At 74.8% G+C, this 13,923-nt stretch carries 13 protein-coding genes; 12 read left to right on the forward strand and 1 reads right to left on the reverse strand.

Going from position 1 to position 13,923, the window contains the following annotated elements; translation table 11 throughout:
* Nucleotides 1-193 precede the first annotated feature (193 nt).
* From bdeA to ACK8N7_RS28250, 3 genes are all read left to right on the forward strand, one after another.
* Nucleotides 194-1,117, forward strand: a complete 924-nt coding sequence (gene bdeA, locus ACK8N7_RS28240; protein ID WP_403208965.1) for a bis(hydroxyethyl) terephthalate hydrolase — start codon at nucleotides 194-196, stop codon at nucleotides 1,115-1,117.
* Between the two features lie 167 nt (nucleotides 1,118-1,284).
* The gene (locus ACK8N7_RS28245) at nucleotides 1,285-4,356 is read left to right on the forward strand and encodes a helix-turn-helix transcriptional regulator (protein WP_500444460.1); all 3,072 of its coding nucleotides are present in this window, start codon (nucleotides 1,285-1,287) and stop codon (nucleotides 4,354-4,356) included.
* A 173-nt stretch (nucleotides 4,357-4,529) separates the two neighbouring features.
* Nucleotides 4,530-5,912: a PucR family transcriptional regulator gene (locus ACK8N7_RS28250; RefSeq protein WP_500444461.1), complete on the forward strand. Its 1,383-nt coding sequence runs from the start codon at nucleotides 4,530-4,532 to the stop codon at nucleotides 5,910-5,912.
* Nucleotides 5,913-5,935: 23 nt separating this feature from the next.
* Here ACK8N7_RS28250 and ACK8N7_RS28255 read toward each other — a convergent pair whose 3' ends face one another.
* Nucleotides 5,936-6,568, reverse strand: coding sequence for a TIGR03085 family metal-binding protein (locus ACK8N7_RS28255; RefSeq protein ID WP_403208969.1), 633 nt, complete (start codon nucleotides 6,566-6,568; stop codon nucleotides 5,936-5,938).
* A gap of 84 nt (nucleotides 6,569-6,652) precedes the next feature.
* On the opposite strand from ACK8N7_RS28255, the gene hisI reads away from it, so the two are divergent.
* The 9 genes from hisI to trpA all read left to right on the forward strand — a co-directional run bounded on the left by hisI (nucleotide 6,653) and on the right by trpA (nucleotide 13,895).
* On the forward strand, nucleotides 6,653-7,033 hold the full coding sequence (gene hisI, locus ACK8N7_RS28260) for a phosphoribosyl-AMP cyclohydrolase (protein WP_403208971.1): 381 nt from the start codon (nucleotides 6,653-6,655) through the stop codon (nucleotides 7,031-7,033).
* An 11-nt stretch (nucleotides 7,034-7,044) separates the two neighbouring features.
* Nucleotides 7,045-8,538 carry an anthranilate synthase component I gene (locus ACK8N7_RS28265; RefSeq protein WP_500444462.1) on the forward strand — a complete coding sequence of 498 codons (1,494 nt, stop codon included), beginning with the start codon at nucleotides 7,045-7,047 and terminating at the stop codon, nucleotides 8,536-8,538.
* A 14-nt stretch (nucleotides 8,539-8,552) separates the two neighbouring features.
* The gene (locus tag ACK8N7_RS28270) at nucleotides 8,553-9,293 is read left to right on the forward strand and encodes a TIGR02234 family membrane protein (protein ID WP_500444463.1); all 741 of its coding nucleotides are present in this window, start codon (nucleotides 8,553-8,555) and stop codon (nucleotides 9,291-9,293) included.
* Nucleotides 9,294-9,399: 106 nt separating this feature from the next.
* A complete protein-coding gene (locus tag ACK8N7_RS28275; RefSeq protein WP_015607951.1) occupies nucleotides 9,400-9,651 on the forward strand; it encodes an HGxxPAAW family protein in 252 nt (83 codons plus the stop codon).
* Nucleotides 9,652-10,015: 364 nt separating this feature from the next.
* Complete coding sequence (locus tag ACK8N7_RS28280) at nucleotides 10,016-10,501, forward strand: DUF2752 domain-containing protein (protein ID WP_500445862.1); 486 nt, start codon at nucleotides 10,016-10,018, stop codon at nucleotides 10,499-10,501.
* Between the two features lie 115 nt (nucleotides 10,502-10,616).
* Complete coding sequence (gene trpC, locus ACK8N7_RS28285) at nucleotides 10,617-11,426, forward strand: indole-3-glycerol phosphate synthase TrpC (protein WP_265602195.1); 810 nt, start codon at nucleotides 10,617-10,619, stop codon at nucleotides 11,424-11,426.
* Nucleotides 11,427-11,443: 17 nt separating this feature from the next.
* Nucleotides 11,444-11,656, forward strand: a complete 213-nt coding sequence (gene trpM, locus ACK8N7_RS28290; protein ID WP_319340544.1) for a tryptophan biosynthesis modulator TrpM — start codon at nucleotides 11,444-11,446, stop codon at nucleotides 11,654-11,656.
* Nucleotides 11,657-11,799: 143 nt separating this feature from the next.
* The gene (trpB, locus tag ACK8N7_RS28295) at nucleotides 11,800-13,086 is read left to right on the forward strand and encodes a tryptophan synthase subunit beta (protein WP_403208977.1); all 1,287 of its coding nucleotides are present in this window, start codon (nucleotides 11,800-11,802) and stop codon (nucleotides 13,084-13,086) included.
* On the forward strand, nucleotides 13,083-13,895 hold the full coding sequence (trpA, locus tag ACK8N7_RS28300; RefSeq protein WP_031122029.1) for a tryptophan synthase subunit alpha: 813 nt from the start codon (nucleotides 13,083-13,085) through the stop codon (nucleotides 13,893-13,895). The genes trpB and trpA overlap by 4 nt, the downstream gene beginning before the upstream one ends.
* The last annotated feature ends 28 nt before the right edge of the window (nucleotides 13,896-13,923 follow it).

The raw sequence follows: 13,923 nt of genomic DNA on the forward strand, positions 1-13,923 counted from the left end.
AGCAGTCGAGGCGGTATCACCGGTCTGCCGAGACCGGTGATACCGCCGATGCGTGACCACGGGACGCACCGTGAGAGTGGCGACCGCCGACGGACGACGACGGCAGCCACGCGGTGCACCCCCGACAGCCCCTGGACGACGGGCTCGTGGGCCTCGCGTGGTGTGGTTCCGCCACCACCGAGAGGATCCCCCCGTGCAGCAGCACCTCCTCCCCTCACGCCAGCACCCCCCACGCCCGAGCCGCCCCCGTACGCTCGCAGGCCTGCTGACCGCCGCCGCGGCCACCGCCGGCCTCCTGATGACCGCCCTGGTCCCGGGCGCCCAGGCCGCCGCCAACCCCTACGAGCGCGGACCGGCCCCCACCAACGCCTCCATCGAGGCGAGCCGCGGCTCGTACGCCACCTCCCAGACCTCCGTCTCCTCGCTCGCCGTGAGCGGATTCGGCGGCGGCACCATCTACTACCCGACGTCCACCGCCGACGGCACCTTCGGCGCGGTCGTCATCTCGCCAGGCTTCACCGCCTACCAGTCCTCCATCGCCTGGCTCGGGCCGCGCCTGGCATCGCAGGGCTTCGTGGTCTTCACCATCGACACCAACACCACGGTCGACCAGCCCGACAGCCGGGGCCGCCAGCTCCTGTCCGCGCTGGACTACCTGACCCAGCGAAGCTCGGTACGGACGCGGGTCGACGCCACCCGGCTCGGCGTGATGGGCCACTCGATGGGCGGCGGCGGCTCACTGGAAGCGGCGAAGAGCCGTACATCCCTCAAGGCGGCGATCCCGCTGACCGGCTGGAACACCGACAAGACCTGGCCCGAACTGCGCACGCCCACCCTGGTGGTGGGTGCGGACGGCGACACGGTCGCCCCGGTCTCCAGCCACTCCGAGCCGTTCTACCAGTCGCTGCCCGGGTCGCTGGACAAGGCGTACCTGGAGCTGCGGGGGGCCTCGCACTTCACGCCGAACTCGTCCAACACCACGATCGCGAAGTACAGCATTTCGTGGCTGAAGCGATTCATCGACAACGACACCCGCTACGAGCAGTTCCTCTGCCCGATCCCGCAGCCGAGCCTCACCATCGCGGAGTACCGGGGCAACTGCCCGCACTCCTCGTAGAACCGGCGTAGCCGGTACGGAACCGGCGCGGGACCGGTCTTCCCGGCGGCTCCGGCACTGTGCCCGTGCACAGCGCCGGAGCCGTCCGGCTGGGAGCCCGCACCGCCCCGGCCAGGCGGCCGGACGCGGACCTTCCGCCCCCGCTCGCACGGTCCTACCGTGCCGATGTGACCTCATCGACGACCGTGCACAGTCCGCTCCGGCTGTACGGCCGCAGCGGTGAACTCGCCTTCCTGCAAGGCATGCTGGCCCGGCTGCGGCAGGACGACGGCGGCGCCCTCGTGCTGACGGCACCGCCCGGCCTCGGCCGGACCGCACTGCTGCGCGAGGCCGCCGCCGCGCACCGGCCCCGGGGGCCGGTGCTGTACGCCACCGCCGCCCCCGACGAACGCGGTCTGCCCCACAGCGGACTGCACGCCCTGCTCTGGTCGGCCCCGGGCCCGCCCGGGCCGCGCCCCCTTTCCGGCCTCACCCCCGACGCGCTGCTCGCCCGCTTGCGGGAGCTGGGCCGGGAACGGCCGCTGCTGGTCTGCGCCGACGACGCCCACGCCTGGGACCCGGCCTCCCGGACCGCCCTCAACTTCGCGGCCCGCAGACTGGGCGCGGGCAGCCGGGTCGCGGTCCTGATCGCGGCGGACGACGGCCCCACCTTCGCCGGACTGCCCGCGCTCCGACTCGGCCCCCTGGACGAGGACGCGGCGGCCGCGCTGTTGGACCGGCTCACGGGGGGCGGGGAGGGACTTTCCGGCGTTACGGAGGGACTCGACCCGGTCGTCCGCGCCGAGCTCCTCCGGGAGGCGGCCGGCAACCCCCGCCTGCTCGCCGGGCTCACCGGCCGCCTCACCCCGGACCAGCTCGCCGGGCGCACCCCGCTGCCCTGTCCGCTGCCGGGCGCCGAGGGCGTGCTGGCCGCGCACGCGGACCGCCTGGACGGGCTTCCGGCGCACACCCGCGCGCTGCTCCTGCTGGCCGCCGCCGCCCAGGAGCACGAGCCGGCCGGGGCGGGGGCGGACGCCCTGCTCCTGCTGCGCGCGGGAACCCGGACCGGGCTGCCCCGGGACTTCCTGGACGGCGTCCTGTTCGGCTCCACCGCGACCGAGGGCCTGCTGCAACGGGCGGGCAGCCGGATCCACTTCGGCCACCCGCTGTTCGCCCGCGCGGTCCTGCACCACGCCCCGCCCGCCCGCCGCCGCGCCACCCACGAGCTGCTCGCCGCCCTGCTGGCGGAGACCGGCGACCGCGCCATCGCCCCTGCCGCGTCGGCCTTTTTCGGTGGCCACCCCGCCTCGCCGGGCGCGTCGGTGCGCCACGGCGAAGGGCCCGGCCCGACGCCGCACTCCGGCGCCCGTGCCGCCTCGCCCCGCGCGTCGGCGCACCCCGGCGACGGGCCCGACCCGACGTCGCAACCTGTCGCCCGTACCGCCTCGTCCGCCCGCCCGGCGCACCCCGGCGCCCGCCCGGCCACGTCGACCACCCAAGCGGCGACCTTCGCCGAACACCCCGCCCCGCTCGCCTCCCTCGTCCAGCTCTCCTGCGCGGCTCCCGGCCCGGACGCCCGCCTCGCCGCCCGGCTGGAGGCGGCCGCGACCAGTCCGTACCCGCATGCCGAACGCTCCTCGGCCCTGTCCCGCGCCGCCGCGCTCACCGCCGACCAGACCCTGCGCTCGGCCCGGTTCGCCGCGGCAGCCGAACAGGCCGCCCTCGCCGGCGACCCGGCCCGGGCCCGCGCCCTGCTGGCCCGGACCGGGTCGGCGGGGGAGCACACCACCGCGCCCGGCCTCGCCCCCTACGTGCACGGCCTGCTCGCCCTGCGTTCCGGGCCCGCCGCCGACGCCCATGAAGCCCTCCTCGCCGCGGCCGCGCTGCTCGGCCCGCACGACCCCCGGCGGGCCCTCGACGCCCTCCTCGGGGCGGCCGAGGCGGCCTGGGTGATGGGCGACGCGCCCGGCTACCTGGCGGCCATGGACCGCGTCGACCCCACCCCGTACGACCGTGCCTTCGCCTCCTACCGGGCTGGGATGCGTTCGGTGCTCGCCGGACGCACGGAGGCGGGGCACGCGCTGCTCCGGCAGTGCCTGGACCCGGCGGACGCGGTGGACCGGGCGGACCCTGCGTACCCGGTGAGTCGGAACGACCCCGCCGCCCTCCTCCGCGCCGGGGTCGCCGCCCTCGTCCTCGGGGAGGTCGCCGTCGCCTGCCGGACCGGGGCGCGGGCGCTCGCCGCCGTGCGGACGCGGGGGCCCGACGCCCTGTTGCCGCAGGCCCTGGAGCACCTCGCCTACGCCGAGCTGCGGGCCGGGCTCCACGCCGGGGCCCGCGCCCATGCCCTGGAGGGGCTGCACGCCGCACGCCGTACCGGGCAGCCCAACAGCTCCGTCCATCTCCACGCCGTACTCGCCCTCGCCGCCTCCGTGGAGGGGCCCGCCGAGGCCTGCACCGCCCACTGTGATGCCGCGCTGGCCGGTGCCGGGCCCCACGGCCTCGCCCAGCCCGCGACCCTCGCCACCTGGGCCCGGGCGCGGGCCGACCTGGCCGCGGGGCGGTCCGAGGAGGCCGTCGCCCGGCTCGGCCCGCTGGTGCGCCCGGGGCCCCGCCAGGGCCACTTCGCCGCCCGGATGCTCGCCGTGCCCTGCTACGTCGAGGCCGCCGTCCTCGGGGGCCGCGCCGTCGAGGACGGCGGTGAACTCCAGGCCGCCGTGGCCGAGTTCGCCGGGTGGACCGCCCGGACCGCCGACCCGCAGGCCCCCGCCCAACTGGCCCGCTGCCACGCCCTGCTGGCCACCGCGGAGGAGGCCGACGCCCGGTACGCGGAGGCCCTCGCCCACCACGACCGGGCGGGCGGCGACTTCGAACGGGCCCGTACCCAGCTCCTTTACGGGCAGTGGCTGCGCCGCCGCCGGCGTACCCGCGAGGCGCGCACCCCCCTGCGCGACGCCCTGGTCGCCTTCCAGCGGTGCTCGGCCCGCGCCTGGGCCGAGCGGGCGGGCGGCGAGTTACGGGCGGCGGGGGAGCCGGTCGGGGCGGTGCGGGACACGGAGGACGGGGCGCTCTCCGCGCTCACCCCGCAGCAGCAGCGCATCGCCCGCTGCGTCGCCGAAGGAGCCACCAACCGCGAGGTCGCGCTCCGGCTCTCGCTCAGCCCGCGCACGGTCGACCACCACCTCCGTAACGTCTTCGCCGCCCTCGGCATCCGCTCCCGCACCGAACTGGCCCGGCTCCTGGGTCCCGAGGGCCCGTGAAGGCCGGTGGTTGCGAGACCGTGATGACAAGTTCCGCGCAGACCTCTAGGTACCGACCGGGCGGTATGCCATTCTGCGGGCGTCAGGATCATTCGGCTGTGCTCGCGCCCTGCCGGGCCGGGTGCTCCGAGCCGGCCGATCGCGCAGCCGGCCGATTCCCGGTGGAGGCCGCCATGCCACAGGTCGTACGTCCGCGGATCGCGGTGCTGCACGGCACCCACCCCGCGTCGCCGTTGCCCCAGCGCTTCCGTTCCCTGGCCGACCGCGACGCCGTCGAGGTGCTGCACCGGGCCGCCCGGGTCCTCGTCGCGTCGCTCCCGGTCCTCACCGACCGGCTCGTCGAGGCCCTGTACGAGCAGGAGCCCGGCTACCGGGCGGCGATCGAGTCGGACCGGGCCGAGATCTGGCAGGAGGTCCACCACTCCCTGCGGCACAACGTCGGCTCGCTGATCCAGCCCCGGGAGTTCCGCGAGGCCGCCCACCGCACCTCCCGCCGGATCGGCGAGATCCGCGCCGAACAGGGCGTACCGCTCGACGCCGTCCTGCACGCCTTCCGGATGGGCGGCGCGATGGTCTGGCAGGACCTCGTGGACGAGACGGCCCGCCGCGACCCCGACGACGTACGGCTGCTCGTCCATGTCGCCGCCGACGTGTGGAACTTCGTCGACGAGCACTGCGGGATCGTCGGCGACGCCTACCGGCAGGCCGAGCGGCGGCTGTCCTGGCGGCGCGAGAACCAGCAGCGGCTGATGATCGCGGCGCTGCTCGACGGGACCGCCCGGATCGCGGACCTCTGCGAGGCGGCGGCCATGCTCGGCCTGCCGGAACAGGGGCGGTACGCCGTACTCGCGGTGGCCTCCGCACCGCGCGGGCCGCAGCGGCCGGGGCCCACCCGGCCATCGCTGAACCTGCCGGCCGCGCTGCCAGGCGCGGCTCCGCACGGGCAGTCGGGACCGGACGGCCTGCCCCACACGCGGCCGGACACCGCCCCGCTGCCGGGCGCGATTCCGGGCACCGCCCCCCTCTGGCACACCGGCCCCGACGCAGAGTTCGCCATCCTCCGGCTCACGCGCGGCCCCGGTGACCCCGGCGAGCTGCACGCCATCGCCGCCGCCCTGGACGCCCCCGCCGGAACCCGGGCCGGGATCGGCTCCGCCGTCGAGGGCCTGGCCGCGCTCGGCGACGCCCGGCGGCTGGCGGAGACCGCCCTGCGCGCCTGTCCCGCGTCCGGCGGCACGGTCCTGCTCGACGAGCACCTCCCCGACGCCCTCGTCGTCACCTCCCCGGCCCTCGGCTCCGCGCTCGCCGACCGGGTGCTGGGGCCGCTGGACCGGCTCGACCCCTCGGACCGGGACGTCATCCTGGAGACCCTGACGGCCTGGCTGGACGCGGACGGATCGGCGCAGCGGGCGGGCGCGCGGCTCTACTGCCACCGCAACACCGTCCTCAACCGGCTGCGCCGCTTCGAACAGCTCACGGGCCGCTGCCTCACCCGCCCCCGGGACGCGGTCGAGGTCTCCCTCGCCCTGGCGGCCCGGCGGCTGCTGGGAACGTAGAAGCAGCTACATCCCCAGCTCGGCTACATCCCCAGCTCGGCCCGGTTCAGCCGCTCCACCGCGTCCTTGTCGCCCTCCACCTGGACGTCCGCCCCGTCCTGCCGGCCGAACGCGAACAGCAGCAGCTCGGAGGGCTCCCCGGTCACCGTCACCACCGGGGTGCCCTTGTGGGCCACCGCCGTCCGGCCGTCCGGGCGGCGCAGCACCAGCCCCACCGGGGACCGGCGCCCCAGCAGCCGGGCCGTCTTCTCGGTGCGCGACCAGAGCACATCGGCGAAGACCGGGTCCAGCTCACGCCGCGACCAGTCCGGCTGGGCCCGGCGCACGTCCTCCGCGTGGACGAAGAACTCGACGGTGTTCGCCGCCTCGTCGATCTGTTTGAGGGACATCGGCGAGAACCGCGGCGGGCCCGTACGGATCAGCTGGATCAGCTCCTCGTACGGCTTCGCCGCGAACTCGGCCTGCACCCGCTCCAGCCGGTTCTTCAGAGCGCCGATCACCAGCCCGCCCGCCGCGTCGGCGCGGCGTTCACGGACCACCACATGGGCGGCCAGATCACGGGTCTTCCACCCCTCGCACAGGGTCAGGGCCTCGGGACCGGCCGCCTCCAACAGATCGGCGAGCAGAAGACGTTCACGCTTCGCATGGGTCGACATGCCCGCCAGCGTACGGCCGTCACCCGGGGTCCGCCCAGTGGACGTCCGCCCGGAAAGCGCCCGTCACCACGGCACAATGGGTCCATGACCAGCACGCCCGGCCCCACGCCGCCCTCCAGCAGCCTCGACCCCGCGATCGCCGCCCGCCTCAAGCGCGGCGCCGACGGTCTGGTCCCGGCCATCGCCCAGCAGTACGACACCGGCGAGGTGCTGATGCTCGGCTGGATGGACGACGAGGCGCTGCACCGCACCCTCACCACGGGCCGCTGCACCTACTGGTCGCGCAGCCGCCAGGAGTACTGGGTCAAGGGCGACACCTCCGGCCACATCCAGCGGGTGAAGTCCGTCGCCCTGGACTGCGACGCCGACACCGTGCTGGTCAAGGTCGACCAGACCGGCGCCGCCTGCCACACGGGCGACCGCACCTGCTTCGACGCCGACGTCCTCTCCCTTCTCGACCAGTAAGGTCACCGGCCATGGATCTCGACACCTTCCGCAAGCTGGCCGTCGACCGGCGCGTCGTCCCCGTCAGCCGCCGCCTCCTCGCGGACGGCGACACCCCGGTCGGCCTGTACCGCAAGCTCGCCGCGGAGCGCACCGGCACCTTCCTGCTGGAATCCGCGGAGAACGGCCGGACCTGGTCGCGCTACTCCTTCATCGGCGTCCGCAGCGACGCCACCCTCACCGCCCGCGACGGCGCGGCCCACTGGCTCGGCACCCCGCCCGTCGGCGTCCCGGTCGACGGCGACCCGCTGGACGCCCTGCGCGCCACCGTCGAGACCCTGCACACCCCCCGCGACCTGGTCGGCGACGCGGGCCTTCCCCCCTTCACCGGCGGGATGGTCGGCTACCTCGGCTACGACGTCGTACGCCGCCTGGAGAAGATCGGCGAGCACGGTGGCGACGACCTGAAGCTCCCCGAGCTGACCATGCTGCTCACCTCGGACCTCGCCGTCCTCGACCACCAGAACGGCACCGTCCTGCTGATCGCCAACGCGATCAACCACAACGACCTCTCCACCGGGGTCGACGAGGCCTACACGGACGCCGTCGCCCGCCTGGACGCCATGGAGCAGGACCTGCGCCGCCCGGTCGAGAACGCCCCGGCCGTCCTGCCCCCGTCCGAGCTGCCGCCGTGCACCGCGCTCTGGGGCGGCGAGGCCTACCAGGTCGCCGTGGAGGACATCAAGGAGCGCATCCGCGCCGGGGAGGCCTTCCAGGTCGTGCCCTCCCAGCGCTTCGAGACCCCGTGCACCGCGAGCGCCCTGGACGTCTACCGGGTGCTGCGGGCCACCAACCCGTCCCCGTACATGTACCTCTTCCGCTTCGACGGGTTCGACGTCGTCGGCTCAAGCCCCGAGGCCCTCGTCAAGGTCGAGGACGGCCGCGCGATGGTCCACCCGATCGCCGGCACCCGGCACCGCGGCGCCACCCCGCAGGAGGACCAGGCGCTCGCCGAGGAGCTGCTCGCCGACCCCAAGGAGCGCGCCGAGCACCTGATGCTCGTCGACCTCGGCCGCAACGACCTGGGGCGGGTCTGCGAGCCGGGCAGTGTGGAGGTCGTCGACTTCATGTCGATCGAGCGGTACTCCCACGTGATGCACATCGTCTCCACCGTCACCGGCCGCGTCACCGAGGACCGCACCGCCTTCGACGTCCTCACCGCCTGCTTCCCCGCGGGCACCCTCTCCGGCGCCCCCAAGCCCCGCGCCATGCAGATCATCGAGGAGCTGGAGCCGAGCCGCCGCGGTCTGTACGGGGGCTGCGTCGGCTATCTCGACTTCGCCGGGGACTCCGACACCGCCATCGCCATCCGCACCGCCCTGCTCCGCGACGGCACCGCGTACGTGCAGGCCGGGGCGGGCGTCGTGGCGGACTCGGACCCGGTCGCGGAGGACAACGAGTGCCGCAACAAGGCCGCCGCCGTGCTGCGCGCCGTCCATACCGCCAACCGCCTCCACGACCGCTGAGGCCGTAAGGGATAGTGGACGACGTGAGTGCTGTCCCCGTACCCCAGCCCCGTGCCCGAACCGCCGCCTCCGGCGCCGCGCCCGACGCGCCTTCCGGTTCCGCGCCGGACGCGACGCCCAGTTCCGTGTCCGACGTGCCTTCCGGTTCCGTGTCCGACTCCACGGGCGGCCGCCGGTCGCTCGCGGCCGGGCTGCTCCTGGGCGCGGTCGGTGCCACCGTCGTCCTCCTGGCCTCCGGCCAGGTCTGGGCCGAGGGCAGGGCGGCAACCGGCGGCGGCGCCCTGCCGCTGACCGCCGACGGCCAGGACGTCACCGGCGCCCCGGCCGCCCTCGCGATCGTCGGCCTGGCCGCCCTCGTCGCCGTCTTCGCCGTCCGTGGCGCGGGCCGCCGCGTCGTCGCCGCCCTGCTCGCGCTCAGCGGCCTCGGGGCCGGGCTCAGCGCCTGGGCGGGCGCGTCCGACAGCACTGCCCTCGACGAGGAGGCCGCCCGCACCACCGGTGACGCGGCGGCCACCATCGACGCCCTCACCCACACCGCCTGGCCGTACGTCACCGCCGCCGGGGGCCTGCTGATCCTGCTCGCCGGGGTGCTCGCCCTGCGTTTCGGCAGCCGCTGGCCCACGATGTCGGGACGGTACGAGCGCGACGGCACCCCGCGCCCCCGCAAGGCGCCCCGCACCGCCCCCGACCCGGACCGCCCCGAGGAGCTGTGGAAGGCCCTGGACCGGGGCGAGGACCCGACGAGCGAGGGGTGACCCCCCGCTCACCTCCCCCCGTCCCGTACGGGACAATGGAGGCGAGCCGTCCCCCGAGCGACAGCTGCAGCGATACCCCCAGCGCAACACCAACAAGGAGCAACTCATGGCGGGCACGAGCCACGGACACACCCCGGCCGCCTGGACCGGTGTCATCATCGCCTTTATCGGCTTCTGCGTCGCAGGCGTCTTCATGGTCGCGGCCAACCCGCTCGGCTTCTGGGCCGGTATCGCCGTCATCTTCGCCGGTGGCATCGTCGGTTACGCCATGAAGCTGGCCGGTCTCGGCATGCCGAAGGAGTCCTCCGAGCTGGTGGAGGCCCGGGCGCGCGCCGGAGAGGCGCAGGTCTCCCACTGACCCGCGCGGCCGACACGCAGCGAGGCGCAGCCCCACCAGGGCTGCGCCTTTCCCTATGAGCGGGGACAATCACCGGGTGGACGCCACCCCGACCCCCGCCGCCGCCCAGCCCCCGAACTCCGACCCGACCCCGGGGGCGGGTCCCGGTCCCGCCGACCAGGGCCGCCAGGAAGCCGCACCACAGGGCGTCGGCCCCTGGAACATGCCGCTGACGGTCTGCCCGACCCCGGACATGGCCCGGCCCATTTCAGCCGGTCCGTCTCCCGGGGACGAGACCCTCGCCACCCCAGCCGGCCCGGTGTCCGGGGACGAGACCCTCGCCACCCCAGCCCGTCCGGCGTCTGGGGACGGAGCCCTCGCCGGGGTGGGCCCGGCGCTCACAGGCCCCTCGGGCGAGGGGCCCTCGCAGGTGCCCGGCCCCCACGGCCACGTTTCCGTCCTCAAACGCCGGACGGGCTGGTTGGGCCGACTCGCCACCCCCCTCGGCATCCTCGCCGCCGTCACAGCCGCCTTCGCATACGTCGGCACCGTCGACCCCAACGAGCCCGGCCACTACCCCGTCTGCCCGCTGCTCAAGCTGACCGGCGTGTTCTGCCCCGGCTGCGGCGGCCTGCGCAGCGCCCACGCGTTCATCCACGGTGATCTCGGCGCGGCCCTCTCCGCCAACGCCGTCGCCACCGCCGGGTACGTCCTCTTCGCCGCCGTCTGGGGCCTCTGGCTGGTCCGGGCCTGGCGCGGTCGGCCGCTGCGGATCAGCCTGGCCCCCGCCTGGTGGTGGGGCATCGGGGCGCTGCTCCTGATCTTCACCGTCGTCCGGAATCTGCCGTTCGGCTCGGCGCTGGCGCCCTGAACGCCCAGGTAGTGGGATGCGGCGTGGCCTGATGCGGGCCCCGGGGCCTCCTGCGGATACCATCGGTATGGCTGATCCTGTTCACCGTCAACCGTTCCGGAAGGGGGCCGCTCGCGTGAGTGTGCTCGACGAGATCATCGACGGCGTTCGCGCCGACCTCGCGGAGCGGCAGACGCGCGTCAGCCTCGACGAGCTGAAGGAGCGCGCGGCCCGCGCTCCCCAGGCCAAGGACGGAGTCGCCGCCCTGCGCGGCGAGGGCGTCACCGTCATCTGCGAGGTCAAGCGCTCGTCCCCGTCCAAGGGGGCCCTTGCGGCCATCGCGGACCCCGCCGCGCTCGCCGCGGACTACGAGGCGGGCGGCGCGTCCGTCATCTCGGTCCTCACCGAGGAGCGCCGCTTCGGCGGCTCGCTCGCCGACCTGGAGGCCGTCCGCGCCAAGGTCGACACCCCGATCCTCCGCAAGGACTTCATCGTCACCTCTTACCAGCTGTGGGAGGCCCGGGCGTACGGCGCCGACCTCGCCCTGCTGATCGTCGCCGCCCTCGACCAGGAGGCCCTCGTCTCCCTGATCGAGCGCGCCGAGTCGATCGGGCTCACCCCGCTCGTCGAGGCGCACGACGAGGAGGAGGCGGAGCGGGCCGTGGACGCCGGAGCGAAGATCATCGGTGTCAACGCGCGCAACCTCAAGGACCTCAAGGTCGACCGCTCCACCTTCGAGCGCGTCGCCCCCGAGATCCCCGACCACATCGTCAAGGTCGCCGAGTCCGGCGTCCGGGGCCCGCACGACCTGATCGCGTACGCCAACGCCGGCGCCGACGCCGTCCTGGTCGGCGAGTCCCTGGTCACCGGCCGCGACCCGCGCGCCGCCGTCGCCGACCTGGTCGCCGCGGGCGCCCACCCGGCGCTCCGCCACGGCCGCGGCTGACCGGGAGACCGACGACCATGACCGACCGTCCCGTGCCCCGCACCCGGCCGGGCCTGCGCTCCGCCGGGGCCCCGGCCCGGGATCCGCACGCCCCGCTGGCGCGCGGCTGCCGCCCCCGTGGCTGCCGCGCCCCCGCCCGGCGTGTGCACGGCCGGCGGGTGCGGTACGTGATCGGTGACGAGCCCGGCCAGGTGAACGGGATGCGATGGCGCCCGGGGTCCGCGCTGTAGGCGAGCCCCGGCCGACGTACCGCACCACCCCCTTCTCCTCGTACGTACGACCGCACCGCCGCGACCGCATGCCGGTCCCGGTGGCGCTCCGCTCTCGGCGCATACGGTGAACCCACCCGTTGCCATGCCAAGGAGCACGTCCCATGACGTCCGAATTCTTCATCCCGGACCCCGAGGGTCTGATCCCCAGCGCCGAGGGCTACTTCGGCGCCTACGGCGGCAAGTTCATCCCGGAGGCGCTCGTCGCCGCCGTGGACGAGGTCGCCGTCGAGTACGACAAGGCCAAGTCGGACCCGGCCTTCGCCGCCGAGCTCAACGAGCTCATGGTCAACTACACCGGCCGGCCCAGCGCGCTGACCGAGGTCCCGCGCTTCGCCGAGCACGCGGGCGGTGCCCGGATCTTCCTCAAGCGCGAGGACCTGAACCACACCGGCTCGCACAAGATCAACAATGTGCTGGGCCAGGCGCTCCTCACCAAGCGCATGGGCAAGACCCGCGTCATCGCGGAGACCGGAGCCGGTCAGCACGGCGTCGCCACCGCGACCGCCTGCGCCCTCTTCGGCCTCGACTGCACCATCTACATGGGCGAGATCGACACCGAGCGCCAGGCGCTGAACGTGGCGCGGATGCGGATGCTCGGCGCCGAGGTCGTCGCCGTGAAGTCCGGCTCGCGGACCCTGAAGGACGCCATCAACGAGGCGTTCCGCGACTGGGTCGCCAACGTGGACCGTACGCACTACCTCTTCGGTACGGTCGCGGGCCCGCACCCCTTCCCGGCGATGGTCCGCGACTTCCACCGGGTCATCGGCGTCGAGGCCCGCCGCCAGCTCCTGGAGCGCGCCGGCCGCCTCCCGGACGCGGCGGTCGCCTGCGTCGGCGGCGGCTCCAACGCCATCGGCCTCTTCCACGCCTTCATCCCGGACGCCGGGGTCCGCCTGGTGGGCTGCGAGCCGGCCGGGCACGGTGTGGAGACCGGTGAGCACGCGGCGACCCTGACCGCGGGCGAGCCCGGCATCCTGCACGGCTCGCGCTCCTACGTCCTCCAGGACGACGAGGGCCAGATCACCGAGCCGTACTCGATCTCGGCGGGGCTGGACTACCCGGGCATCGGCCCGGAGCACTCCTACCTCAAGGACATCGGCCGCGGCGAGTACCGCGCGGTCACCGACGAGGCGGCCATGCAGGCCCTGCGCCTGCTCTCCCGCACCGAGGGCATCATCCCGGCCATCGAGAGCGCCCACGCGCTCGCCGGTGCGCTGGACCTCGGGAAGGAGCTGGGCAAGGACGGGCTGATCCTCATCAACCTGTCCGGGCGCGGCGACAAGGACATGGACACCGCCGCCCGCTACTTCGGGCTCTACGACACCGACGCCGCCGTCGAGGCGGACGCGGACAGCGACCGCGCCGAGATCGAGGGGGACGCCAAGTGAGCGGCAACATCGAGCTGTTGAACACCACCCTCGCCGCCGCCAGGGCCGAGGACCGGGCGGCGCTCATCGCCTACCTGCCGGCCGGCTTCCCGACCGTCGACGGCGGCATCGAGGCGGTCAAGGCCGTCATCGCGGGCGGCGCCGACGTGGTGGAGGTCGGGCTCCCGCACAGCGACCCGGTCCTCGACGGGCCGGTCATCCAGACCGCCGACGACATCGCCCTGCGCGGCGGCGTCCGCATCGCCGACGTGATGCGTACGGTCCGCGAGGCGTACGAGGCCACCGGGGTCCCGATCCTGGTCATGACGTACTGGAACCCCATCGACCGGTACGGCGTCGAGCGCTTCACCGCCGAACTGGCCGAGGCGGGCGGCGCCGGGTGCATCCTGCCCGACCTGCCGGTCCAGGAGTCCGCGCTGTGGCGCGAGCACGCCGACAAGCACGGCCTCGCCACCGTGTTCGTCGTCGCCCCCAGCAGCCAGGACGCCCGCCTCGCCACCATCACGGCAGCGGGCAGCGGCTTCGTCTACGCGGCCTCCCTGATGGGTGTCACCGGCACCCGCGCCTCCGTCGGCGCCCAGGCCCAGGAGCTGGTGGGACGCACCCGCGCCACCACCGACCTGCCGGTCTGTGTCGGCCTCGGCGTCTCCAACGCCGGGCAGGCCGCCGAGGTCGCCGGATTCGCCGACGGCGTCATCGTCGGCTCGGCCTTCGTCAAGGCCATGCTGGACGCCCCCGACGAGGCCGCCGGTCTCGACGCCGTCCGCTCGCTGGCGGGCGAGCTGGCGCAGGGCGTTCGAAAGCGGTGACCCTCGAAGTCACCTGAATGGGTGGAAT

The organism is Streptomyces griseobrunneus (genome assembly GCF_046713465.1).
Lineage (GTDB): Bacteria > Actinomycetota > Actinomycetes > Streptomycetales > Streptomycetaceae > Streptomyces > Streptomyces microflavus.